The 24,058-nt window shown below is 69.7% G+C and carries 21 protein-coding genes and 1 tRNA gene; 14 read left to right on the forward strand and 8 right to left on the reverse strand.

Annotated features, from left to right (window positions below; translation table 11 throughout):
- Positions 1 to 274: 274 nt before the first annotated feature.
- The gene (locus AC6EUL_RS09515) at positions 275 to 2,335 is read left to right on the forward strand and encodes a M23 family metallopeptidase (RefSeq protein ID WP_499869938.1); all 2,061 of its coding nucleotides are present in this window, start codon (positions 275 to 277) and stop codon (positions 2,333 to 2,335) included.
- Between the two features lie 57 nt (positions 2,336 to 2,392).
- Here the strand turns inward: AC6EUL_RS09515 and gluQRS are convergent, their stop codons facing one another.
- The 3 genes from gluQRS to AC6EUL_RS09530 are packed head-to-tail and all read right to left on the reverse strand — an operon-like array spanning position 2,393 to position 5,737.
- Entirely contained in the window at positions 2,393 to 3,298 is a 906-nt protein-coding gene (gluQRS, locus tag AC6EUL_RS09520) for a tRNA glutamyl-Q(34) synthetase GluQRS (protein WP_499869939.1), read from the reverse strand.
- 28 nt (positions 3,299 to 3,326) lie between these two features.
- Positions 3,327 to 3,608 (reverse strand): hypothetical protein, encoded by a 282-nt coding sequence (locus tag AC6EUL_RS09525; RefSeq protein ID WP_056219807.1) that lies wholly within the window; start codon positions 3,606 to 3,608, stop codon positions 3,327 to 3,329.
- A gap of 38 nt (positions 3,609 to 3,646) precedes the next feature.
- On the reverse strand, positions 3,647 to 5,737 hold the full coding sequence (locus AC6EUL_RS09530; RefSeq protein ID WP_499869940.1) for an ATP-binding protein: 2,091 nt from the start codon (positions 5,735 to 5,737) through the stop codon (positions 3,647 to 3,649).
- A gap of 221 nt (positions 5,738 to 5,958) precedes the next feature.
- Here AC6EUL_RS09530 and trpA point away from each other — a divergent pair, with 221 nt between their 5' ends.
- The 4 genes from trpA (at position 5,959) to AC6EUL_RS09550 (ending at position 10,155) form a co-directional block, all read left to right on the forward strand.
- A complete protein-coding gene (gene trpA, locus AC6EUL_RS09535) occupies positions 5,959 to 6,816 on the forward strand; it encodes a tryptophan synthase subunit alpha (protein WP_056355232.1) in 858 nt (285 codons plus the stop codon).
- A 62-nt stretch (positions 6,817 to 6,878) separates the two neighbouring features.
- Positions 6,879 to 7,787, forward strand: coding sequence for an acetyl-CoA carboxylase, carboxyltransferase subunit beta (gene accD / locus AC6EUL_RS09540; RefSeq protein WP_499870004.1), 909 nt, complete (start codon positions 6,879 to 6,881; stop codon positions 7,785 to 7,787).
- 45 nt (positions 7,788 to 7,832) lie between these two features.
- Positions 7,833 to 9,158, forward strand: a complete 1,326-nt coding sequence (locus AC6EUL_RS09545; RefSeq protein ID WP_056278431.1) for a bifunctional folylpolyglutamate synthase/dihydrofolate synthase — start codon at positions 7,833 to 7,835, stop codon at positions 9,156 to 9,158.
- A gap of 130 nt (positions 9,159 to 9,288) precedes the next feature.
- Positions 9,289 to 10,155 carry an outer membrane protein gene (locus AC6EUL_RS09550; RefSeq protein WP_499869941.1) on the forward strand — a complete coding sequence of 289 codons (867 nt, stop codon included), beginning with the start codon at positions 9,289 to 9,291 and terminating at the stop codon, positions 10,153 to 10,155.
- 198 nt (positions 10,156 to 10,353) lie between these two features.
- On the opposite strand, the gene trxA is transcribed toward AC6EUL_RS09550, so the two are convergent.
- Positions 10,354 to 10,674 carry a thioredoxin gene (trxA, locus tag AC6EUL_RS09555; RefSeq protein WP_055956782.1) on the reverse strand — a complete coding sequence of 107 codons (321 nt, stop codon included), beginning with the start codon at positions 10,672 to 10,674 and terminating at the stop codon, positions 10,354 to 10,356.
- 328 nt (positions 10,675 to 11,002) lie between these two features.
- On the opposite strand from trxA, the gene AC6EUL_RS09560 reads away from it, so the two are divergent.
- Positions 11,003 to 12,286 (forward strand): PQQ-dependent sugar dehydrogenase, encoded by a 1,284-nt coding sequence (locus AC6EUL_RS09560; protein ID WP_056278423.1) that lies wholly within the window; start codon positions 11,003 to 11,005, stop codon positions 12,284 to 12,286.
- A 44-nt stretch (positions 12,287 to 12,330) separates the two neighbouring features.
- On the opposite strand, the gene AC6EUL_RS09565 is transcribed toward AC6EUL_RS09560, so the two are convergent.
- The 4 genes from AC6EUL_RS09565 to rpmB form a co-directional block, all read right to left on the reverse strand.
- Positions 12,331 to 12,894: a TetR/AcrR family transcriptional regulator gene (locus AC6EUL_RS09565; RefSeq protein WP_499869942.1), complete on the reverse strand. Its 564-nt coding sequence runs from the start codon at positions 12,892 to 12,894 to the stop codon at positions 12,331 to 12,333.
- A 10-nt stretch (positions 12,895 to 12,904) separates the two neighbouring features.
- Positions 12,905 to 13,378, reverse strand: coding sequence for a nuclear transport factor 2 family protein (locus AC6EUL_RS09570; protein ID WP_056212347.1), 474 nt, complete (start codon positions 13,376 to 13,378; stop codon positions 12,905 to 12,907).
- Positions 13,379 to 13,450: 72 nt separating this feature from the next.
- Positions 13,451 to 14,380 carry an AEC family transporter gene (locus AC6EUL_RS09575; RefSeq protein ID WP_499869943.1) on the reverse strand — a complete coding sequence of 310 codons (930 nt, stop codon included), beginning with the start codon at positions 14,378 to 14,380 and terminating at the stop codon, positions 13,451 to 13,453.
- Positions 14,381 to 14,516: 136 nt separating this feature from the next.
- Complete coding sequence (gene rpmB / locus AC6EUL_RS09580) at positions 14,517 to 14,822, reverse strand: 50S ribosomal protein L28 (RefSeq protein WP_055956796.1); 306 nt, start codon at positions 14,820 to 14,822, stop codon at positions 14,517 to 14,519.
- Positions 14,823 to 15,139: 317 nt separating this feature from the next.
- Here rpmB and AC6EUL_RS09585 point away from each other — a divergent pair, with 317 nt between their 5' ends.
- From AC6EUL_RS09585 to AC6EUL_RS09620, 8 genes are all read left to right on the forward strand, one after another.
- Positions 15,140 to 16,057: a DUF3108 domain-containing protein gene (locus AC6EUL_RS09585; protein ID WP_499869944.1), complete on the forward strand. Its 918-nt coding sequence runs from the start codon at positions 15,140 to 15,142 to the stop codon at positions 16,055 to 16,057.
- A 410-nt stretch (positions 16,058 to 16,467) separates the two neighbouring features.
- On the forward strand, positions 16,468 to 19,875 hold the full coding sequence (locus tag AC6EUL_RS09590; protein WP_499869945.1) for a helicase-related protein: 3,408 nt from the start codon (positions 16,468 to 16,470) through the stop codon (positions 19,873 to 19,875).
- Positions 19,876 to 19,881: 6 nt separating this feature from the next.
- Positions 19,882 to 20,157, forward strand: coding sequence for an RNA-binding S4 domain-containing protein (locus AC6EUL_RS09595; protein ID WP_056380135.1), 276 nt, complete (start codon positions 19,882 to 19,884; stop codon positions 20,155 to 20,157).
- 234 nt (positions 20,158 to 20,391) lie between these two features.
- Positions 20,392 to 20,730, forward strand: a complete 339-nt coding sequence (gene fdxA, locus AC6EUL_RS09600; protein WP_056212150.1) for a ferredoxin FdxA — start codon at positions 20,392 to 20,394, stop codon at positions 20,728 to 20,730.
- 435 nt (positions 20,731 to 21,165) lie between these two features.
- Positions 21,166 to 21,756, forward strand: coding sequence for a CarD family transcriptional regulator (locus AC6EUL_RS09605; RefSeq protein WP_056212152.1), 591 nt, complete (start codon positions 21,166 to 21,168; stop codon positions 21,754 to 21,756).
- A gap of 255 nt (positions 21,757 to 22,011) precedes the next feature.
- A complete protein-coding gene (locus AC6EUL_RS09610) occupies positions 22,012 to 22,884 on the forward strand; it encodes an RNA polymerase factor sigma-32 (RefSeq protein WP_055956812.1) in 873 nt (290 codons plus the stop codon).
- Positions 22,885 to 23,004: 120 nt separating this feature from the next.
- Positions 23,005 to 23,805 (forward strand): 4'-phosphopantetheinyl transferase family protein, encoded by an 801-nt coding sequence (locus AC6EUL_RS09615; RefSeq protein ID WP_082513923.1) that lies wholly within the window; start codon positions 23,005 to 23,007, stop codon positions 23,803 to 23,805.
- A gap of 97 nt (positions 23,806 to 23,902) precedes the next feature.
- A tRNA-Pro gene (locus tag AC6EUL_RS09620) sits at positions 23,903 to 23,979 on the forward strand.
- Positions 23,980 to 24,058 lie beyond the last annotated feature (79 nt).

The raw sequence follows: 24,058 nt of genomic DNA on the forward strand, positions 1-24,058 counted from the left end.
CCGCCAATCGTCAGGAGATGCAAAAGCAAGCCGCCAACCCCGTTGGCCGCCCGCCGATGAACCGGGGTATACGGATCACTCCCAGACCCGTCAACTGCCGGAAACGAAAAAACTTCCCCGTGGGTGTCACGGCGCCCCTCCCCTCCTCCGGTGACGGGCGCGCCGAAACGTGCCTCAATCTCGACATGCTGGGCCACGACATCCGTCGCCGGTCGCTTCGCAGCGCCCTGCGCGGGGACTCCGCGTCGCCGATACACAAATCAGGAATGTCAGAGTGAAGCGCGGCCGTCTGAAGATCGGGGAGCGGGACGGCCCAACGGAGGCGCGCGCGCCGGGACGGTCGCCGAACGGCAGCCTTCCGGCCCTCGATCTCCTCGGTCCCGACGCCGCGCGGATCGACCGGCGCGACGTCAATCTGCGCTGGCTCTGCGCCAGCGCTCTCACCGGCCTGACGGGCGCGGCGCTGATCGGCGCGGCGATCCACGTCTCCCTGCAGAGCGAGGTCTCCTTCGCGGCGATCCCCGAGCGAGCCTCGAACGCCGTTCGGCCCGCCCTCAGCGACGGCACCGCCAACGTGGCCCGCAAGAGCGACCGGCTGGTGCGGAACCTGATGATCGCCTCGGCCAAGCAGAGCTTCCGCTCGCCCGTGACGGTACGGCTCGGCGACCGCGAGATCATCAAGGTGCGGCCCTTCATGCGCGTCTCGACCGCGCTCTCGATGACGACGGGCGTCTTCGCGACCGAGATGCCGCGCTTCGATCCGATGAAGCTCAGCACGGACGAGCCCCTGGAACGCGCGCCCGAGTCGGGCCTGGCGGATGCGCCGGGCGCCGAGGTCTCCGTGATCAAGCGCGATCTCGCCGGGATCGACGTCGAGGCCGGCGCCCCGGCCCTCTCCGACGACGACGTGGCGGCGCAGATCGAGGAGGAGCGGCGCCTCTCGGCCGAGGCGGGCCGCCGGGCCGCGATCCCGATCGCGCCCCAGATCATGCTGTCGCGGACCCTGCAGCAGGGTATGGCGGCGTCACGCTTCGATCCGGCCGCACGCCTCGGCGACGAGGGCTCGCCCTTCAAGTCCATCGACGTCCTGGTGGTGCCGGAGAACGTCACCAGCCTAGCCAAGAGCGGCGCCGGCTCCGAGCCGCCCCTCGTCGAGGAGCGCGACCTCGCCCTCAAGCGCGGCGAGACGCTGGAGGCCGCCCTCAAGAACACGGCGCGGGCCGGCGACGACCAGATTCGCGGCATCGTGGCCGCCCTCGGCGGGCGCACGCGCACGGCCGACCTTTCCGAGGGCCAGCAGTTCCGGGTCCAGGTCGCACCCGGGCCACGGCCCGGCGATCCGCGTCAGGTGACCCGCGTGGTGCTCTACGGCGAGAGCGGCATCGAGGGGATCGCGGCGATCAATGATCGCGGCACCTTCGTTTCCGTCGCGCCGCCGACCGAGGACGCCCCCTCGCGGGCGGCGCCGGCGGTGGCGGACGCTTCCGAGGACGGCGAGGAGGACGGCGGCACGGGTCCGCGCCTGTATCAGAGCCTCTACGAGACGGCAGCCCGGCACGACCTGCCCCGCGGTGCCGTGGACGACCTGGTCAAGATCTTCGGCTACGACGTCGATTTCCAGCGCCGGATCTCGCAGGGCGACAGCCTCGACGTCTTCTATACCTTCGATGACGAGGTGGCGCAGGGCTCCACCGAACGGCCGGAACTGCTCTACGCCTCGCTCAATCTGGGCGGCGAGGTGCGAAAGGTCTTCCGCTTCCAGTCCCCCGACGACGGGACGATCGACTACCTCGACGAGCAGGGTCGGTCGCTCAAGAAGTTCCTCATCCGCAAGCCGATTGCCGACGGCATCATGCGCTCGGGCTTCGGCTATCGGCGCCACCCCGTGCTCGGCTACGCGAAGCTGCATACCGGCGTCGACTGGGCGAACCCGATCGGCACGCCCATCGTGGCCGCCGGCAATGCGACGGTGCTTAAGGCGGATTGGGATTCGGGCTATGGCCGCCGAGTGGAATTGCAGCACATCAACGGCTACGTCACGACCTACAATCACATGTCCCGCTTTGCCCGCGGCATCACCGCCGGCGCCAAGGTGCGCCAGGGCCAGGTGATCGGCTATGTCGGTTCGACCGGCCTCTCCACGGGTGCCCACCTCCACTACGAGGTCATCATCAACGGGCACTTCGTCGACCCGATGAAGATCCGCGTCCCCCGCGGGCGCGAACTCGACGGGCGAATGCTCGCGGAGTTCACCCGCCAGCGCGAGCAGATCGAGGGCACGATGCAGAAGTCGCGCACGGCCTCCGCCATGGCCCAGCGCGACGCGATGCGCTGATCCCGGCCCCGACGGTCCCGTCCCTCATATCTGCATTCTCGGGCTGATCGCCGCCGCTCAGGCGAAACCGAGGCGGGCCCGTATGCCCGCCGGGCTCTCGCCGGACGCGCGCAGGTCGGCGAGGGAACGCGAGCCGCGGGATTTCGCGAGCTTCTCGCCCGAGGCGTCCCGCAGCAGGGCGTGGTGATGGTAGCGGGGTGACGGCGCCCCGATCAGGGCCTGCAGCAGGACGTGCAGGTCGGTGCTGGCGCGCAGGTCTTCGCCTCGGACCACGTGGGTGATGCCCTGCACGGCATCGTCCATCACGACGGCGAGGTGATAGCTCGTCGGCACGTCCCGGCGGGCGATGACGGGGTCCCCCCACCGTGCCGGATCGGCGGCCTCGTCCCGCTCGATGCCGATTTGGCGGACAGCCCCCCTCCCCTCCCCCGCCGCGACGGCGAAGGTCCGCACCACGTGCGGGCCGGGTGACGCGGCCAGGGCCCGGGCCGTGTCGAGCCGCCAGGTATGCGGCTCGCCAGCGGCGCGTCGCCGATCGGCGACCCTCTCGGGCAGGGCCCGGCAGGTGCCCGGATAGAGCGGCGCTCCGTCGGGGTCGCGGGGCACCGGCGCGCCGCGGCCGGCGTCGGCCTCCACCACCGCGGCGATCGCGCCGCGGGAGCAGAAGCACGGATAGGCCAGACCGCGCTCGGCCAGCGCGGAGACCTGGTACCGGTACGCGTCGAGATGTTCCGACTGTCGGCGCTCGGGGAGCGCGAACCGCAGGCCGAGCCAGGCGAGGTCCTCACGGAGGCCCTGGATCAGCTCCGGGCGCGACCGGACCGGATCGATGTCCTCGATCCGCAGCAGCAGGCGGCCGCCGATGCCCCGCGCGAGGGCGTCGTTCAGGAGGGCGGAGGCGGCGTGTCCGAGATGCAGGCGGCCGTTCGGGCTGGGGGCGAAGCGGAAGACCGGGGCGTTCACGGACGGATCCCTCCCGGCCGCCGGTCGATCAGCCGCCGACGCGGCGCAGGCAGCTCTGTTCCTTCGCCACGCAGGCGATCCCCGGCAGGGAGCAATGGATGCCCCCCTCGCCGCGCTGGCAGACGCGGCAGCCGTCGCCCCACTCGGCACAGGCCGTGTCCTCGCTCGGCGCCACGCTCGCCCTGGGGTGCGACGGCGCCGGTACGGCGGCCCCGATCAGCACCGTCGCGGCGGTGAGGGCGACCACGCCCCAGGCGACGCGGCGGTCGTGGGTGCGCGTCGGCGCGTCGGATATGCGGTCATCGGCCATGGCGCGGTGTTCGCGCGGGCGGACCGGCGTGTCAACGTTCACGCGGCTGCCGCACGACCAGCCAGCAAGTCCGGCAGGGCCCGGAGATCCAGGGGCTTGGCGAGAAAATGATCGAAGCCGGCCGCTCGGGCCTCCCGCTCGTCGTCGCGGCCCGCATTGGCGGTGAGTGCGATGAGCCGGAGTGCGGAAGCGCGAGGCCCGCTCTCGCCGGCGCGAATCCGTCGGGCGGTCTCGAGCCCGTCGAGCCCGGGCATGCGGATGTCCAGGAGGGCGAGATCGAAAGGCGCCGCGTCGGAGGCTTCGCGGATGCGAGCGAGCGCCTCCTCCCCGTCCCGCGCGAGGACGACGATCGCCCCGAGGCGTTGCAGGGCCTTGGTGGCCAGGAGGGCGTTGATCGGGTTGTCCTCGGCCAGGAGCACGCGCGGTCCGCCGGAGATCGGGGCAAGCAGAACCTCCGATCCTGGCTGAAGGGCGGCCCCGTGCGCGGCCTCGTTCGGCGTCGCCGGCCGCTCGCCCCGCGGGGGGGCCGGCGCGAGCAGGCGATCGAACAGCGAGCGGGCGCGCACGGGCTTCACGAGGTAACTGTCAAAACCGGACGCGGCCGGCGCACCGAAGTCGCGTCGATCGAAGGGGGAGAGCAGCACCAGGCAGCAGCGCACGCCGTGCCGCCGCGCCTCCCCGGCGAGGGCTCGAACGGCGGCGTCCCCGAGGGTCCGATCCGCCAGGAGGGCGTCGAAGGCGGCCCCCGGCAGCGCGGCGAGTCCCGCCTCGAGGTCCGGCACCACCCGGGCTGAGGCCCCGGACCGCGTCAGCCGGCGCGCGAGGTAGGGCGCCTGGAACGGCGAGCTCGCCACGATGAGGACCCGGCGTCCCGCGAAACCGGGCGGGCGCTCCCGTTCCGCCTCGGCGACATCGAGCGGAAGGGCGACGGTGAAGGTGCTGCCCGTGCCGAGGCGCGACGTCGCCTCGACATGGCCACCCATCCGGGTGACAAGGCGACGCGTGATCGCGAGGCCGAGCCCGGTTCCCTCGTGCCGTCGGCTCGCACTGTCGTCGCCCTGCTCGAACTCCTCGAACAGGCGCGGGATGCGGTCCTGCGGGATGCCCGGACCCGTGTCCGAAATGGCGATGCGCAGATGGCCGTCCCCGTGGGTCAGTTCCACCCCGACGCCACCGGTCCCCGTGAACTTGATGGCGTTGCCGGCGAGGTTCACGAGGATCTGCCGGACCCGGTCCGCGTCGCCGATCACGAGGCGCGGGACGTCGTCGGCGACGTCCACGGCGATCTCGATGCCCTTGTCCTGGGCGCGGGGCGCGAGCAGCTCCACAACGCCCTCGGCGATCTCGGCCGGATCGAAGGGCTCGGCGGCGAGGTCGAGGCGTCCCGCCTCGATCCGTGAGAAATCGAGGATGCCGTCGATTAGGGTCAGCAACGCCTTGCCCGAGGTGCCGATGGCCTCGACGTAGGTGCGCTGCTCCGGATCGAGCCCGGTCTCGAGGACGAGGTCGGCCATGCCGAGAATCCCGTTCAGCGGCGTGCGGAACTCGTGGCTCACGGTGGCGAGGAAGCGCGACTTCGCCACGTTGGCGGCTTCGGCCCGGGTCAGGGCCTCGTCCAGGGAGCGGGCGGATTCGACCCGCTCGGTGATGTCGGCACCGGCACGCAGCCATTGGGTCTCGCCATTGCTGCCCGGCACCGCCATCTCGATGAACGTGTACCAGCGCGGCGTCCCCGTGGCCGGGGCGAGCCGCATCTCGATCCGGCGGACGCCGTCCGCCTGCCGCACGTTCTCGCAGGTCTCCAGCACCTCCGGCTGGCGGGTCGTGCCGAGGAGCGACAGGGGCTCGGCCCCGACGAGACGGCCGAAGCCCGCGTTGGCGAAGGTGATCCGGCCCTGGGAATCCCGTTGGACGATGATCTCCGTCGTGGCCTGCACCAGGGCGCGGTAGCGCTCCTCGTTCTCGGAGAGGCGCCAGATCCGGTCCTCGAGATGCTCGGTGCGTCCTTCCTCTTGCGCGACCGGCCGGGGGCCAACTCTAGCCCGATGGCTGCGCGCGCGCAGAAGCCATCCCGCCAGGAACGCCAGGCCGGACGGGAGAAGGACAAGGACGATGTCCGGCAGAGTCATGCAGCCAGCCCCTGGCGGGTTGGGACCCCACCGGGGGCCGACCATGCCGCCCGAGGTTGAAGGCCGGCTTTCGAAAGGCTGTTAAAGGTTCGTTGCCGGCCCCCTTCGGGATTGACGCGGCGCGCCGTACGCTTCACGGGCCGGTCGCGATGGTGTAGGCGCGGCGGCTTGATCCCGGGCCGCGCTCCCGGCGGCTCCGAGGAACGCGAGACGTGAGTGTCATGACGGCTACGAGTTCGGCAAATCCCGGTCAGGCGCGGATCGCCGCCGCCTTCGCGCGCTGCCGCGCCGAGAAGCGGGCGGCCCTGGTGACCTACGTCATGGCCGGCGACCCGGATGCCGAGACCTCCCTGAAGGTCCTGCAGGCCCTCCCGGCCGCGGGGGCCGACATCGTCGAGTTCGGCCTGCCCTTCACCGATCCAATGGCCGACGGCCCGGCGATCCAGGCGGCCGGCCTGCGCGCGCTCAAGCACGGGCAGGGTGTGGTGCGGACCCTCGACCTCGTCCGGCGCTTCCGCGCGGGAAATACCGAGACGCCGGTGATCCTGATGGGATACTACAACCCCATCCATGCTTACGGCGTCGCGCGTTTCCTCGACGATGCCCTGGCGGCCGGCATCGACGGCCTAATCATCGTCGACCTTCCGCCGGAGGAAGACGACGAGCTCTGCCTTCCGACGCTGGAGAAGGGCCTCGCCTTCATCCGGCTCGCCACGCCGACCACCGACGAGAAGCGCCTCCCGGCCGTCCTCGCGAACACGGCGGGCTTCGTCTACTACGTCTCGATCACCGGCATCACCGGTACGGCGAAGCCGAACTTCGACCGGGTCGCGGAAGCCGTGGGCCGGATCCGGCGCCACACCGACCTGCCCATCGTCGTGGGCTTCGGCGTGCGCACCGGCGCGGATGCCGCCGCGATCGCCCGCGGCGCCGACGGGGTGGTGGTCGGCTCGGCCCTGGTCGATGCCATGCGGGCGACTCTCGACGAAGAGGGCGCGTCGAAGGGCGGGACGGTCGAGGCCGTCAGCGCCCTGGTCCGCGAGCTGGCCGAGGGCGTTCGCTCCTCGCCCCGCGCCTGACGCAATTTACAGAGACCTTTCGGCTCGCTCGCTTCGAGCCCGCACAAGGACGCCGTCGCATGATGGTTGAACCGATGAACTGGATCTCGGAGGTCGTTCGCCCCAAGATCAAGACGTTGTTCAAGCGCGAGACCCCGGAGAACCTCTGGGTCAAATGTCCCGACACGGGCCAGATGGTCTTCCACAAGGAGGTGGAGAGCAACCATTGGGTCATCCCGGGCTCCGAGCACCACCTCAAGATGAGCGCCCAGGCGCGCCTCAAGATGATGTTCGACGAGGGCACCTGGATCGACGTGCCCCTGCCGGAGGTCGCCGCGGACCCGCTCAAGTTCCGCGACGAGAAACGCTACGTCGACCGCCTGAAGGACGCTCGGGCCAAGACCGGGATGACCGACGCCTTCAAGGTCGGCTTCGGCCGGGTCTCCGGCCTGCCGATGACGCTGGCGGTGCAGGACTTCGCCTTCATGGCCGGGTCGCTCGGCATGGCGGCAGGCGAGGCCTTCGTGCGCGGCGCCGAGACCGCCCTCGACAAGCACACCCCCTACGTCCTGTTCTCCGCCTCGGGCGGCGCGCGCATGCAGGAGGGCATCCTGTCGCTGATGCAGATGCCCCGCACCACCGTGGCGGTGCGCCGGCTCAATGCCGCCAAGCTGCCCTACATCGTGGTGCTCACCAATCCGACCACCGGCGGCGTCACCGCGTCCTACGCGATGCTGGGCGACGTCCATCTGGCGGAGCCCGGTGCGCTGATCTGCTTTGCCGGCCCCCGCGTCATCGAGCAGACGATCCGTGAGAAGCTGCCCGACGGGTTCCAGCGCGCGGAATACCTGCGCGACCACGGCATGGTCGATCAGGTCGTGCACCGGCACGCCCTGAAGGACACGATCGCCAACCTGTGCGGTCTCCTCATGAACCAGGAGCCCGGAGCGCAGCCGGCCCGGACGGCCACGCCGGTCCCTGAGCCCGTCTGAGGCGCCACACCCCGCTCCCTTCCCTTCGCGACACGACGTTCGATCATGGATTCCTCCGACGCGCTGATGGCGCGCTTCCTCGCCCTCCACCCGCGCACGATCGACCTGTCGCTCGGGCGGATCGAGCGCCTGCTTGCCCGGCTCGGACATCCCGAGCGCAAGCTTCCGCCGGTGATTCACGTCGCCGGCACCAACGGGAAGGGCTCGACCATCGCCTTCATGCGGGCGATTCTCGAGGCGGCGGGGCTGGCGGCCCACGTCTACACCTCGCCCCACCTCGTGCGCTTTCACGAGCGCATCCGCATCGGCGCGATCGGCGGCGGCCACTTCGTGCCCGAGGACCAGCTCGCCGATGCCTTCGCGCGCTGCGAGGCCGCCAACGAGGGCGAGCCGATCACGGTGTTCGAGATCACCACAGCGGCCGCCCTGCTGCTGTTCTCCGAGCAGCCCGCGGACGTGCTCCTCCTGGAGGTCGGCCTCGGCGGCCGGGTGGACGCGACGAACGTGATCGACAGTCCCGCGGCCGCGGTGGTCACGCCGATCGGGCGCGACCATGCGGAGTACCTCGGCGACACCGTCGAGGCCGTGGCCACGGAGAAGGCCGGAATCTTCAAGAAGGGCTGCCCGGCGATCATCGCCGCGCAGGACTACGCCGAGGCCGATTCCGTGCTCTGCCGCCTCGCCGAGGCCGCCGGGGCCACGCCGATCCGGGTCGGCAACCAGGATTTCTCGGTCCATGCCGAGCGTGGGCGACTCGTCTACCAGGACGATCTCGACCTGTTCGACCTGCCGAAGCCGCGCCTGAACGGCCGGCACCAGTTCACCAATGCGGGCACGGCGATCGCTGCCCTACGCGCGGCCGGCTTCGGCGATATCGGCACCGCCGCCATCGAGGCCGGCCTGAACTCCGTCGAGTGGCCCGGACGCCTGCAGCGGCTGAACCGGGGACGCCTGTCCGAGCTCGTGCCGCCGGGCGCCGAGCTCTGGCTCGACGGCGGCCACAACATCGACGGCGGGCGCATCCTCGCCGCCGCCATGGCGGATCTCGGCGAGCGCTCCGACGTGCCGCTGGTTCTCATCGTCGGGTTGCTGGGTACCAAGGACGCGGAGGGGTTCCTGCGCAATTTCATCGGTTTGGCGCGGGTGCTCGTGGCGGTTCCGATCGCCGGCCAGATGGCGGCCAGACCCGCCGACGAGGTGGCGAGCATCGCGGCGGAGGTCGGCCTGAACGCGCAGTCCGCGCCGAGTGTCGAGGCCGCCCTGGAGAGCCTGGCCGATATCGCGTTCGAGCAGCCGCCACGCATCCTGATCTGCGGTTCGCTCTACTTGGTGGGCGCTGTGCTGACCGCGAACGGGACGCCTCCCACCTGATTTTCCTTAACTTTTCCCGGGGTTCGCTCCCGACCACGTCAGCTCTGCTGTGTGACCCTGGCGCTACATCTTGGCTGTGGAAACTGCAGTAGGTTCTCCCTCGATCGGGCATATCGCTGGGGATCAAATAATGAAAAAGCTTCTTACGTCTTTCGCGGCCTTCACGGCCCTCACCGCGGCCGCTTCGGCCGCTGACCTTCCGCGTCGCGCGGCGCCCCCGGTGTTCGTGCCGGTGCCGGTGTTCACCTGGACCGGCTTCTACGCCGGTTTCAACGCTGGTTACGGCTTCGACGCCTCCAGCAACAACCAGCCGACCGTCATCGGCGTGAACGGCGCCAGCACCCTGGTCCTGCCGGGCACCACCGCTGTCGTCGCCTTCCAGAACGGCCAGAGCAACGACGGCTTCGTCGGCGGCGGCCAGATCGGCTACAACTACCAGTTCACCCCGGGCTCCGGTGTCGTGATCGGTGTCGAGGCCGACGCCCAGTACGTCGACTTCGGTCGTGAGCGGAACCGCTTCTCGGCCACCGGCCCGCTGGCCGCCCAGCAGGTCTTCAACCCGGCCGGCGTCTCGGGCCTCGACTACTTCGGCACCGTCCGCGGTCGCCTCGGCTACGCCTTCGACCGCACCCTCGTGTACGGCACCGGCGGCTTCGCCTACGGTTCGGGCGGCGGTCGCGACTTCGGTCTGACCAACCGCAGCCGTGACGACTTCCAGACCGGCTGGGCTGCCGGCGGCGGTATCGAGTACGCGCTCCCCACCGACTCGTTCCTGAACTTCTTCCGCTCTTCGGCCGTGACGCTGAAGATCGAAGGTCTGTACGTGAACCTCGACCAGGGCAACCGCAACAACGGTGTCTTCGCCGTCAACAACGCCGGCCAGGAAGTCAGCGTCACCAGCCCGGGCGTCGTGCTCGTCAGCAGCGGCCGCCAGGTGCGCGACACCGAGTTCGCCGTCGTCCGCGCCGGCCTGAACTACAAGTTCGGCTCGTACTAAGCCGACACTTCGGGTCTCGAGACGGAGAAGCCCGGCCGAAAGGCCGGGCTTCCTTCGTTTGGGGCTTCACCCTGTTAGGCGCCCGCGCGGATGCGGGACTCCCGCCCGCGAAACGAAAAAGCCCGGCTTCGCGCCGGGCCCTTTGCATTTCAGGACCACGCCGCAGCCGCCGAGTCGGCGACCAGGCGAGCCAAGGGCTCAGGCGCTGGCCTGGATCCAGCGGGACAGATCGCCCTTCGGTGCTGCGCCGACCTTCTGGCTCGCGAGCTGGCCGTCCTTGAAGATCAGCAGTGTCGGGATCGAGCGGATGCCGTACTGGGCGGCGATTCCCGGGTTCTCGTCGACGTTGACCTTCGCGATCTTCACCTTGCCCTGGAGATCCGCCGAGATCTCCTCAAGGGCCGGGCCGATCTGGCGGCAGGGGCCGCACCACTCGGCCCAGAAATCCACTACGACCGGCTCCGCGGACTGGAGAACGTCCTGCTCGAAGCTCGCGTCGGTCACTTTCACCGTCGCCATGGGGAAACTTCCTTTCCGGTTCCGCGCCTGCGGACCCACCTCTTCGCCGTCATCGCGCCGCGAGACTGTGCGCTGTCGACCAGACTTGGCGATGGCGCGGGGAACGGTCAAGGCATCCCGCACGGTAAGCAGGGCTGACCTCCATCCGGAACGGGGATTGTCCACGGCCCCCGCGCCGCCCGCCCAAGCGATCCGCACCGTCCCAACCCTCGTCAAAGCGTGTCCGTCGCCCCATGTCCCTCTCGTCCCTGCCCCGGCGGGCCGATCGGCCGGCCGACGGGGCTCGATCCGAAGCCAGTCCCGGGACCGGCATGGAGGAACATCCGACGTGAAGCGCACCCCGTATCGCCTGCTCGCCACCGCAGCCCTCCTCAGCCTCGGCACAGCTGTCCATGGGCAGGAGCCGGCAGGGACCGAACCCAGGCAGCCCCGGGTGGGCGGCGATGCCTTCGCGGCACCCACCAGCCCGGCGACCGGCAACAGCCCGGCGGAGACGGAAGCACCGAACGCGCCTTACAAACCCCTCCTGCCGAACCAGACCCGGGCCCCGAAGCCCGAGGTCGCTACCAAGGTGAAGACCGAGGTGGTGGCCAAGGGCCTCGACAGCCCCTGGGCGATGGAGTTCCTACCGGACGGCCGGATGCTCGTGACCGAGAAGGCTGGCAAGCTGCGGATCGTCGCCAAGGACGGCACGCCCGGTCCGGCGATTCCGGGGGTGCCGAAGGTCGACGCGCGGGGTCAGGGCGGTCTGTTGGACGTCGCCCTCAGCCCGAGCTTCCCGGCTGACCGGCGGATCTATCTCAGCTATTCGGAGCCGCGCGAGAAGGGCAACGGCACCAGCGTGCTCCGCGCCAAGCTGATCGAGGAGAACGGCGTCGCCCGTCTCGACGAGGTCAAGGTGATCTTCCGGCAGATGCCGACCTATGACGGCGACAAGCATTTCGGCTCGCGCCTCGTGTTCGCGCCCGACGGCAAGCTGTTCGTCACGGTGGGCGAGCGCTCCGACAAGGCCACCCGTGTCCAGGCGCAGGATCTCACCAGCGGGCTCGGCAAGGTGTTCCGCATCGACACCGACGGGAATGCGCCCAAGGACAACCCGTTCTCGGGCGGCGAGAAGGCCAAGCCCGAGATCTGGTCCTACGGACACCGGAACGTCCAGGCGGCCGCCCTCGACCCGCAGGGCCGGCTCTGGACCGCCGAGCATGGCCCGAAGGGCGGCGACGAGCTCAACCGGCCTCGCCCGGGCGTGAATTACGGCTGGCCCGAGGTCACCTACGGCCTGGAATACAGCGGCGAGAAGATCGGCGAGGGCAGGACCCAGGCAGGCGGGACCGCGCAACCGGTCTATTACTGGGATCCGGTGATCGGGCCCTCGGGGATGGCCCTCTATACCGGTGACGCCTTCCCGGACTGGAAGGATGCCTTCCTCATCGGTGGCCTCGTCAGCGAGGGCCTCGTCGTGGTGAAGCTCGACGGCGACAAGGTCGTGACCGAAGAGCGTATTCCCCTGCAGGCCCGCATTCGGGATGTCCGGGTCGGCAGCGAGGGTGCGGTCTACGCCGTCACCGAGGGAGCGGACGGCAAGATCCTGAAGCTGACTCCCGGCAGCTGAGCCCCCCATCTCAGCCCGGCGGCCCGGCGGCATGGCCGCCGGCCTCAAGGTGACGGGATCAGGCGGAACCGCACCCGCTCCAGGGTCCGCCCGAAAGCCGCGGGCTCGTCCAGGGCGCGCGCCAGGACAAGCCCTCCTTGAATCGCCGCGATGGCCTCCTCGGCGAGGTCGGCCGCCGCCTCCGGGCCGTGTCCGCTCCGCCGCAACGCAGCGGCCAGCGCATCACTCCAGGCCGCGAAGTATCCGGCGATGCGCGCGGCGAACCGATCCCGTCCCCCCGTCAGGGCGAAGGCCCCGACGAGGCAGGCCCGGCCGCCGGAGCGAAAATAGGTGTCGGTTTCCGACAGCATCCGGGTGATCGCCGCACGCGGATCGGCCTCTTCGCGCAGCGGCGCGTAGATCCGGGTCTCGAACCATGCCTCGATCGCCGCGAGCACGGCCTCCGCCATCTCCGCCTTCCCCCCCGGGAAGGCGTGATAGAGGCTCCCCTTACCGAGACCGGTGCGTGCCCCGAGAAGCGCAAGGCTGGCGCCCTCGTAGCCGCGCTCCCGGAACACCTCGGCGAGGACCGGGATCGCGGCCGCCCGGGCGCCCTCCCCCTGTCCCATGCCGAGATCCCTAGAGACCAAGCTCTGTCAGGCCCGGGTGATCCTCCGGACGCGGCGCGGAGCGGTCCCACCGGAACTTGCGCTCGGATTCGGGGATGGCGAGATCGTTGATGCTGGCATGACGGTCGCGCATCAGGCCGTTCGCGTCGAAGGCCCAGTTCTCGTTGCCGTAGGCGCGGAACCATTGCCCGGACGCATCGCGGAATTCGTAAGCGAACCGCACCGCGATCCGATCGCCGCCGTGAGCCCAGATTTCCTTGATCAGGCGATAATCCAGTTCGCGTGCCCACTTGCGCTGGAGAAAGGCGACGATGGCGGGGCGACCGGAAAAGAACTCCGCCCGGTTCCGCCAGCGGCTGTCCGGCGTGTAGGCGAGCGCGACCCTCTCGGGGTCGCAGCCGTTCCAGCCGTTCTCGGCGGCACGCACCTTCTGGATTGCGGTTTCCCGGGTGAAGGGCGGCAGCGGCGGACGCGCTTCGGACATGACGGCATCTCCCTCGTCCATGATCGACGCCTCGGCATCTGTACCGATCGGTACAAACGCCTGCACGAATCGTCAAGCGTGTCCGAGGATCGTGAGCCAGACGATGGTCGTGACGATCGCCAGCAGGGTCGAGAGCATCACGGCGGCGGCGACCACGCCGGTCTCGGTCTTATAGCGCGAGGCCAGCAGATAGGCGTTGATCCCCACGGGCATGGCCGCGAACAGGGTCGCCACGCCGGCATAGGCCGGCGGCATGGTGAAGACATGGAAGGCCAGCACCCAGACCGCGAGGGGATGGATTACGAGCTTCAGCCCGGTGATGACCATGGCGCTGGGCAGGTCGTGCAGGACCCGGTAGCGCACGAGCCCGGCTCCGAGGGCGATGAGCGCGCAGGTCGAGGCTGTCCCCGCCAGGGCGTCGACCAGGGACTTGACCATTCCGGTGGGGGCGAGCCCGAGCCCCTTGAGGGCGAGTCCGGCGATGAGCGCCAGGAAGATCGGATTGCGCAGGAGAACCAGGGCGAGACCGCGCAGGCGCCTCAGGATCGAGGCCTGCCCGTCCGCCTCGATCAGGAAGGTCGCGCAGCCCATCATGAGGGGCAGGTGCACTGCCAGCAGCATGAAGAGTGGGAAAGCCCCCTCCTCGCCATAGGCCTGGAGGATCATGGGCACGCCGATGAAGACGGTGTTCGACTGGCTGGAGGCGAAGCCGTGCAGGATCGCGCCGCGCCGCTCCACGCCCTTGCGCCGCAGGCTGAGGAGGGAGCCGACCAACCAGGACAGCCCGGCGCCGCCGAAGTAGCTGACCCAGTAGGACGGCGTGATCTCGCCGGTCAGGCCCGAGCGCGTCAGCGTGGAGAGGATGAGAGCCGGAACGGCGATCGAAAAGACGTATTCCGACAGGCCGTCGCTGACCTTGTCGGACAGGAAGCCGGCCAGGGCCGCGATCCAGCCGATCAGGATCAGCCCGAAGATCGGGGCGACGAGCGACAGGATGGTCATCGAAGGCGAGCCGGTGCTCCAACGCGAACGGTCGCCGTACGCGCTGAGCGTGCGGCGACCGTTCGGGAACCTGGACGGAGGCGTTGTGGGGGACCGCCGGCGGTGCGCGCCGGAGTGATTCGATCCCGCCGAAGCCTCAGGCGGCGGCGGGGGTCTCGACTTCGGCGAGCTTCTTGTGCAGCTCGCGCTTGAGGAGGCGGGCCGTCTGCGACAGCTCGATCTCGCGGGCCTTGATCAGGAAGGCGTCGAGACCGCCACGGTGCTCGACCGAGCGCAGGGCGTGAGCGGTGACGCGCAGGCGCACCCGGCGCTTGAGCGCGTCCGACTGCAGCGTGACCTGGCACAGGTTCGGCAGGAACCGGCACTTGGTCTTGCGGTTCGAGTGGCTCACGAGGTGGCCGGTCTGCACGGCTTTGCCCGTGAGTTCGCAACGGCGCGACATTGTTCTATTTCCCGTCTCGTTCCGCATGTCCGACAGGCTGGCGGGAAACCAGAACCGCGTCGCGGCAAACGGCTTCTCGCACGCCAGGCCCGGTGGAGCGGCGTTCTCGTTGAAGGCGCGAGCCTATAGGGGACTGTGCCCCTCGGCGTCAAGGTCCGAGGCGATCTTTCACGCCGTTTCGCGGACCGGCGGCCCGCGGCGTGCAAGCCTGGCTGTTCCGCGCCCAACGATGTGTTAACCATGAAGACGGACGATGCCGGCGAGATGTCTCCGGTCCGTTCGACCGGAGACCGACAGCCAACCCCGAGTCCCCAGCCATGTGCGGCATACGCAAGCGCCCCGCCCCGCTCTCCCTCCTCGGCGCCAGCCTGCTGACGCTCGCGGCCCTGCTCGCCGCCCCGGCGGCGGAAGCCCGCGCCAAGGCCGGCCGGTCGGCCTCCAAGGCGGCCGCCGCCGTCACCGTGGACTACGACATCGCTTTGGCCGGCCTAACCATCGGGAACGCCCAGGTGGCCGGCGCCTTCGAGGGGTCCGGCTACCGGATGGACGTCTCGGCACGCCTCACGGGCCTCGCCGGCGTGGTTACGGGCGGCATGGGCTCGGCCCGCGCCAGCGGCGCCATCGCGGCGGCGCCGCAGCCCAATACCTTCGCGATCGCCACCAAGACCACGAATTCCGGAATCGCCGTGCGCATGGCGCTCGCCCGCGGCACCGTCACCCAGGCGGAGATCACCCCGCCCCTCATCGACATGGGCGACCGGGTTCCGATCACCCCCGCCAACAAGCGCGGCGTCATCGATCCGGCGAGCGCCCTGATGATGCCCGTGCAGGGGCGCGCCGACCCGATGGACCCGGCCAACTGCAGCCGGACCCTGCCGATCTTCGACGGTGCGACCCGGTTCGACGTCGTGCTGAGCTACGGCGAGACCCGCAGCGTCGCCAAGCCCGGCTACAATGGTCCCGTCCTGGTCTGCAACGCGCGCTACACGCCCATCGCCGGCCACCGTCCGGACCGGCCGGGCGTGAAATTCATGGAGGACAACCGCGAGATGTCGGTCTGGCTCGCGCCGGTCGAGGGCACCCGCGTGCTCCTGCCCGTGCGCATCGCGGTCCGAACCACCGTCGGCACCAACATCATCGAGGCGACGCGCTGGACGCAGACCGGCGGACAGCAGGGCAGCACCACGGCGTCGGCGCCGGGCACTCCCGTCACGCAGGCCAGCCTGGCCCAGTGAGACGGCGCGCCGAATCGCGAATCGACCGGCCCTGCGCGCTGGTCGCGCTGCTTGTCCTGACGGGCGGCGGGGCCTTGGCGCAGGCGAGCCTGTCCACGGGCCCGGATTGCGGCGGCGATGCTTATTCGTCGGCCCAGGTGATCGAGAACCGCCCGCCCCGGCGCGGCCCCCTCACGGCGGTGCCCGACACCCTCTGCGCCGATGTCGCACCGCAGGGGGGCCAGCCCCCCGTCGAGATCGGAGTCTACCCGAGTCTCGGTACACCCGGCATGCCGCCACGGGATGGCAGGCGGGGCGATGGCGACCCATATGAGGCGCTGCCGCCACGGCAGCGCCGACCCTGACGGCGCCGCGGCGGTCTCCCCCGTTCCTGAGCCTGCCGGCCTCGCCGAAGGGACCGCCCCCACCTCATGATCCGCCCCTCCCTCTCCCCGCAGGCCCGCGCACGCGGCGTCACGGCGGTGCTCGGGCCGACCAATACCGGCAAGACTCATCTGGCTATCGAGCGCATGCTCGCCCATCCGACCGGCATGATCGGCCTGCCCCTCAGGCTGCTCGCGCGGGAGGTCTACCTGCGGGTCGTCGCCAAGGTGGGGGTCGACAAGGTCGCCCTCGTCACCGGCGAGGAGAAGATCAAGCCGGACCGACCGCGCTACTGGATCTCCACCATCGAGGCGATGCCGCGCGACCTCGACGTCGCCTTCGTGGCGATCGACGAGATCCAACTCGCCGCCGATATGGACCGGGGCCATGTCTTCACCGACCGCCTGCTGCACCAGCGCGGGCGGGAGGAGACCCTGCTCATCGGATCGTCGACGATGCTGCCGCTGGTGCAGTCGTTGATCCCCGGCGTCCACACGACGACGCGACCGCGCCTGTCGCAGCTCACCTTCGCGGGCGAGAAGAAGCTCGGCCGACTGCCCCGCCGCTCGGCCATCGTCGCCTTCTCGGCCGAGGAGGTCTACGCCATCGCGGAGCTGATCCGGCGCCAGCGCGGCGGCGCGGCGGTGGTGCTCGGCGCGCTCTCGCCGCGGACCCGCAACGCGCAGGTGGAGCTCTATCAGTCCGGCGACGTCGACTACCTCATCGCCACCGACGCGGTCGGCATGGGCCTCAACCTCGACGTGGACCACGTCGCGTTCGCGGCGAACTGGAAATACGACGGCACCCGCTTCCGCAAGCTGACCCCGCCCGAGATGGGACAGATCGCCGGCCGCGCCGGGCGCCACCTCTCGGACGGCACCTTCGGCTCGACCGGACGGTGTGCGCCCTTCGAGCCCGAGATGATCGAGGCGCTGGAGACCCACGACTTCGAGCCCCTGCGCGTCCTGCAATGGCGCAATCCCGACCTCGACTTCTCCTCCCTGAAGGCGCTGCAGGAAAGCCTGGACGAGCACCCGCGCGAGAAAGGCCTCACCCGCGCGCCCATGGGCGAGGACCAGTCGGCCCTCGAGATCCTGATGCGCGAGGACGACATCCGCGACCTCGCCAACAGCCCCGCCAACGTGCGCCGGCTCTGGGACGTCTGCGGCGTCCCGGACTACCGGAAGGTGCATCCGCAGACCCATGCCGACCTCGTCGCCCAGCTGTTCCGCTTCCTCATGCGCGGCATGGCGGGGCGCATCCCCGACGACTGGTTCGCCAAGCACGTCGCCATGATCGACCGCACCGACGGCGACATCGACGCGCTGTCCCAGCGCATCGCGCAGGGGCGGACATGGACCTTCGTGGCGAACCGTCCGGATTGGCTCGTTGATCCAGTGCATTGGCAGGGCGAGACGCGTCGGGTAGAGGACAGGCTGTCTGACGCCCTGCACGAGCGCCTTGCGAGCCGTTTCGTCGATCGGCGCACCAGCGTCCTGATGCGGCGCCTGAGAGAGAATACGATGTTGGAAGCTGAGATCACCGCCGGCGGGGACGTCACCGTCGAGGGCCAGCATGTCGGCCATCTGCATGGCTTCCAGTTCGTTCCGGATCCCGGTGCGGAAGGACATGAGGCCAAGACTCTGCGCAGCGCGGCCGAGAAGGCGCTCAGCGGCGAGATCGAGGCCCGCGCCGAGCGGTTCTCGTCGGCCGCGGACGCCTCCCTCGTGCTGAGCCACGACGGCGTCATTCGCTGGACCGGCGATCCGGTGGCCAAGCTGACGCCGGGCGACAAGCTGTTCGAGCCGCATGTCCGCCTGCTCGCCGACGAGCAGCTGACCGGCCCGGCCCGCGACAAAGTCGAAGCCCGGCTCGTCGCCTGGCTCAAGGCCACCGTGGTGCGCCTCCTCGGCCCGTTGATGGAGATCGAGACCGCAGCGGACCTCACCGGTCTCGCCAAGGGCATCGGCTTCCAGGTGGTGGAGTCCCTGGGCGTGCTGGAGCGTGCCAAGGTGATGCAGGAAATGCGCACCCTCGACCAGGACGGACGCGGAGCCTTGCGCCGCCACGGCGTCCGCTTCGGCGCCTACCACATCTTCCTGCCGGCCCTGCTCAAGCCGGCGCCCCGGACCCTGGCGGCCCAGCTCTGGGCCCTGAAGAACGGCGGCCTCGACCAGCGCGGCCTCGACGAGATCGCCCATCTGGCGAGCTCCGGCCGGACTTCGATCAAGGTCGATCCCGAGATTGCCAAGGGCCTGTACCGCGCGGCCGGCTTCCGGGTCTGCGGCGAGCGCGCCGTGCGCGTGGACATCCTCGAGCGCCTCGCCGACCTGATCCGGCCGGCCATCGCCTACCGCCCCGGCACAACGCCGGGCGACGCCCCGATGGGCGCGGCCGACGGCGACGCCTTCGTGGCGACGGTGGGCATGACCTCCCTGGTCGGCTGCTCCGGCGAGAATTTCGCCTCGATCCTCAAATCCCTCGGCTACGCACCCGAGACCCGTCCAGGCCCGGCGATCACCGTGCCGCTGCTCCCGGCGGCGGCGACCCAGCCCATCGTTCCCGCCGCGACCGCCAGCACCGACCCTATCGGCCCCGAGACGGCAGCCGACGAGAATGCTCCGGCCGAGGCCGCGGGCGAGATGGCGCCCGAGAGTGGGACCGACACGACTCCGGCCGGCGAGAGCGCGGCATCGGCCGAGATTGCCGAGCCCGAGATCGCCCCCGGCTCGACCGAGGATTCCGTTGCCGCCGACGCTCCCGAAGAGGCCGCCGGGGCCAGCCCGACCCAGGAGACCTCGTCTCAGGACAGCCCGCCGCGGGACGATGCGGCCGACGCGGTCGCCGAATCTGCCGAAGACGCTGCGGCACAGCCCGTCGCCGACGCCGCGGCTGTCGCCGAGGCGACGGAACATCCGCCGGAGAACGCCGACTTCGCCCAGCCTGAGGACGCCTCCGCGGAGGCTCAGGCCGAGACGGCTGACGGCGAGATGCCGTCCGACGTTTCCACGGCCGAGATCGCGACCGTCGAAGTCTGGCGGCTTCAGCGTCACCAGCGCCATGCCAACCCGCGTCAGAATCGTCCGCGTGGCCAGAGCCGCGACGGCGGCGCCCCGAACCGCGCCGCGGGCGAAGCGCGCCCCGACCATCGCCGTCCGGGCGGTGGAAGTGGCGAGGGCCGCGACCGTCCGCGCAGTGGCCCGCCTGGGGATCGGCCTGAGGGGGGACGCCGCGGCGGCCCCGGCGAGGGGCGTCCGGATGGGGGGCGGCCGCAGCGCCGCGAGCGCTTCGAGCCGGGCCGCACGCGACCCGAGCGTCGGGACGAACCACGGGCGGCGCCCCGCGACGAGCCGCGTCCGCAGCGGCGCGAGCGGGCTCCGGATCCGGATTCGCCGTTCGCCAAGCTCGCCGCCCTGAAGGCGCAGCTCGAGGCCGGGACCGACCGCAAGCGTTGAGGTGGAATGAAGCCGGGACGTCAGCGGCTCGACAAATGGCTGTGGTTCGCGCGCTTCGCGCGAACCCGATCGCTCGCGGCACGCCTCGTCACCGATGGCTATGTCCGGGTGAATGGAAAGCGGGTCGATGCGTCCGCCACCGCCGTCGCCCTCGGCGATGTGGTGACGGTCGCCGCGGCGCACGCCACGGTGATCGCCCGGATCCTGGATCTCGGCGAGCGGCGCGGCCCGGCGCCGGAGGCCCAGCAGCTCTATAGGATCGTGGGGAGCGACCTCGAATAGGCCGCCCGCCCGTGTCGCCCGCGCGACACCGGAGACACGGTGGTGCAGCAGGCCCGCTGACGCGCTTGTCAGCCCCTCGGACAGGGTCTAGAGCCAGCGCGACTCCATCTTGCCCATGCGACCCCGCATCACCGCCACCCCGCATTAAGGCATCCGTGCAACGATCTGCGCGAGCGACCATGCATCGGCATCGGGACGCTCCCGGCGATGCCCGGATCAAGGACTGAAGGCCCCATGACCTACGTCGTCACCGACAACTGCATCAAGTGCAAGTACATGGACTGCGTCGAGGTCTGTCCGGTGGACTGCTTCTACGAAGGCGAGAACATGCTCGTCATCCACCCCGACGAGTGCATCGATTGCGGCGTCTGCGAACCGGAATGCCCCGCTGAGGCGATCAAGCCCGACACCGAGCCGAAGCTCGAGACCTGGCTGAAGGTGAACGCGGACTACGCGCGAACCTGGCCGAACATCACGCAGAAGAAGGACGCTCCGGCAGACGCCAAGACCTGGGACGGCGTTGCCGGCAAGTTCGAGGCGCATTTCTCGGCCAATCCCGGCACCGGCGACTGATCGCCGCGCGGGGGTTCGGTGCGGTCCGTCATGGACGACGCGCACCTGACGGAGCGTTCACGAAGAGGCTGTGGAGGGCTGGCCCGCGGTCGCCCATCCCATGGCCCGGCGCCGGCAATCCTTTGATTCGTCGGCTGGTTTGTGTTATCACAAATGCCTGCCGTCGTTCGTGCCCGACGTGCTGCCTCCAGCCATCACTTGATGGGTCTCACACTCAGCTGTGGACTGGGGTCGCATGCGATCGATCGCTGAAGGCTCAGGTGCTTTCGGCGAACGCTCTCTCGTTGCGCGATCATCGGCGTGCCCGGGAACCGGCGGTTGTGCGTCACTGATGCAGATCCTTCGGACAAGGGGCTGAAGCCGGGTGACCCACCCCGGATTACAGGGTTCGGCGCGGCGTTCAAGGCCGCGCAATGTTCTGGAGGCGCTTCTCGCATGACCACAGCCAAGAAGACGACGGCAGGCCGCCAAGGCTTCAAGACCGGCGAAGCGGTCGTGTACCCAGCCCATGGTGTCGGTCGCATCACCGCCATCGAGGAGCAAGAGATCGCCGGCTATAAACTTGAGCTGTTCGTTGTGTCCTTCGAGAAGGACAAGATGGTCCTGCGCGTCCCCACCGCCAAGGCCAACAGCGTCGGCATGCGCAAGCTCGCCGAGCCGGATCTCGTGAAGAAAGCCCTGGATCTCCTCACCGGCCGCGCCCGGGTCAAGCGGACCATGTGGTCGCGTCGCGCCCAGGAATACGAGGCCAAGATCAACTCTGGCGACCTCCTCTCGGTCACCGAAGTGGTGCGCGACCTCTATCGCTCCGAGGCTCAGCCCGAGCAGTCCTACAGCGAGCGTCAGCTCTATGAGTCGGCCCTCGACCGGGTCGTGCGCGAGATCTCGTCGGTGAACCGCATCACCGAGACCGAGGCCCTGAAGCTCATCGAGCAGAGCCTTGCCAAGTCCCCGCGCCGCGCCAAGGGCGAGGCCGAGGCGGAAGGCGAAGCCGAGGGCGACGACCTGCAGGAAGAGGCGGCCTGACCACCAGACCCATCATCCCGGACGCAGTCCGGGACACCCCGTTTCCCGAAGCCCGGCGCGCACGCGCCGGGCTTTTTTCATGGTCGAGACGGCGACGCGTCGCACGCTCACGAGACCGTGTGAAGCAAGCCGCCTGCGGAACCATCCCGGCGACCTCGGGTTGTCGCGTTGCCAGGCACAGGTCCTCTGCCCGATTACCATCGGCGACGTCGACTTGTGGTCAGAAGCACACGTTTCATCGAGGCGGAGGCGGGAATGGCGGACATCGCAGGGATACGGCGGCAGTTCATACGCACGGCGATGGAGGCGCCCTTCCTTGCGCGGGATGAGGAACGGGGTCTCGCCGTCCGTTGGAAGGACGAGCGCGACGAGCGAGCCCTGCATGGGCTGATCTCGGCGCACATGCGTCTCGTCATCGCGATCGCCGGGCGCTTTCGGCACTACGGCCTTCCCATGGCCGACCTCGTCCAAGAGGGCCATGTGGGCCTGATGGAGGCGGCGGCCCGCTTCGAGCCCGAGCGCGAAGTTCGCTTCTCCACCTACGCCACGTGGTGGATTCGGGCCTCGATCCAGGACTACATCCTCCGCAACTGGTCCATCGTTCGTGGTGGCACGAGTTCCGCCCAGAAGGCGCTGTTCTTCAATCTGCGTCGCCTGCGCGCCCGCCTTATGCAGTCGACCGAAGAGCATGTCGGCGACGAGATCCACCGACGCATCGCGACGGCCATCGGCGTGTCCCGGGAGGACGTGGCCCTGATGGACGCCCGGCTCTCGGGCCCCGACATGTCCCTGAACGCGCCGGTTGGCGAGGAGAGCGAAGCCTCCTCCGAGCGCATGGACTTCCTCGTCGACGGAGCCGCGCTTCCGGATGAGACGGTCTCCGCGACGGTGGACGGCGAGCGCCGTTTGATCTGGCTGAACGAGGCCCTGACTGTTCTGTCCGAACGCGAGCTGCGCATCCTCAAGGAGCGCCGTCTCGCAGAGGACCAAGCGACCCTCGAGGCCCTTGGTCATCGGCTCGGCATCTCGAAGGAGCGGGTCCGGCAGATCGAGAATCGCGCTCTTGAGAAGTTGCGACGCGCCCTGGCCGAGCGCTTTCCCCAGACCGGTGGCAACGTCTACGCTTGAGACGTTGTCGGCGCTTCGCGAAGCCCCGCGAAACGTGGGCTTTCGCGGGTTGCGCGGACCAGCTTAAAGCACTGTCCACGCTCACCATACGGGCTTGACTGGGGCAATGACCGCAGTTGGATGGATCGGCTCATCGTGAATGATGCGGCGCACGGTGTCGCGGAGGAGGCGACGCCCGCCGCCCGGGGTTGGAATGGTGCCGTGCCTTGCCCCGGTGCCGGTACGGCAGTCTGGCGGATCGACCTCGCGCTTCGCATGGCCCTTCCTCCCGAACAATCCGCTTGGCTGTCGCAGGAGGAGCACGACCGCGCCGACCGTTTCCTGCGGGCCGAGGATCGTGCGCGCTTCGTTGAAAGCCACGCGGCGCTTCGCTTGATCCTCGCGGGATATGGGGATCGGCGGCCTCAGGACCTGATTTTCGCGCGGGAAGCCGGCGGACGGCCGGTCCTGGCGTCACATCCTCGGGCAGGCCTTCACTTCAACCTGTCGCATTCGGGATCTCTTGCACTGGTGGGCATCTCCACTGCCGCCCCGATCGGTGTCGACGTGGAGGCGATCAGGCCGGTTGGCGACCCGCTCACGATCGCGCGCGCCCATTTCCATCGGAACGAGATCGCGGCCCTGACACAGGTGCCGCAGTCCCGCCAGGGGCCGACGTTCTTTCGGCTCTGGACGCGGAAGGAGGCCGTGGTGAAGGCGCTGGGCACCGGCTTGATGGGCGCGCTCGACGGCTTCGACGTCAGCGCCGGTGATCCTTCCGGCCCTGCCATCGCCTGGGAGGATATGGACCCCGTGGCCTCCGGATGGTCGCTCTCCGACCTCGACCTTGGAACGGAGGCAGCCGGTGCCGTCGCTATCCCGCTGCCCGGCCAGTCCTGCCACCGATACCACCTCCCGAAGGACTGGGCCGCGCGGGCTTGAGAACGGCCTCGTCCGACAATTTCCCGCAAGGAAGCGCTTGCGGCCCGGAGGAGGGCTCGCTATACGTCCGCTCGCCGGCCCACCAAGCCGGCGTTGTCGGAGTGTAGCGCAGTCTGGTAGCGCACCACGTTCGGGACGTGGGGGTCGCAGGTTCAAATCCTGCCACTCCGACCAGTATCATCAAGACCCTGTCTTTCCCGAGATCATCGAACACCAGAAGCTGTCCGGCTTTTCGTGCGAATTATCCTGACGG

It is taken from the genome of Methylobacterium sp. 001424705 (assembly GCF_059816145.1).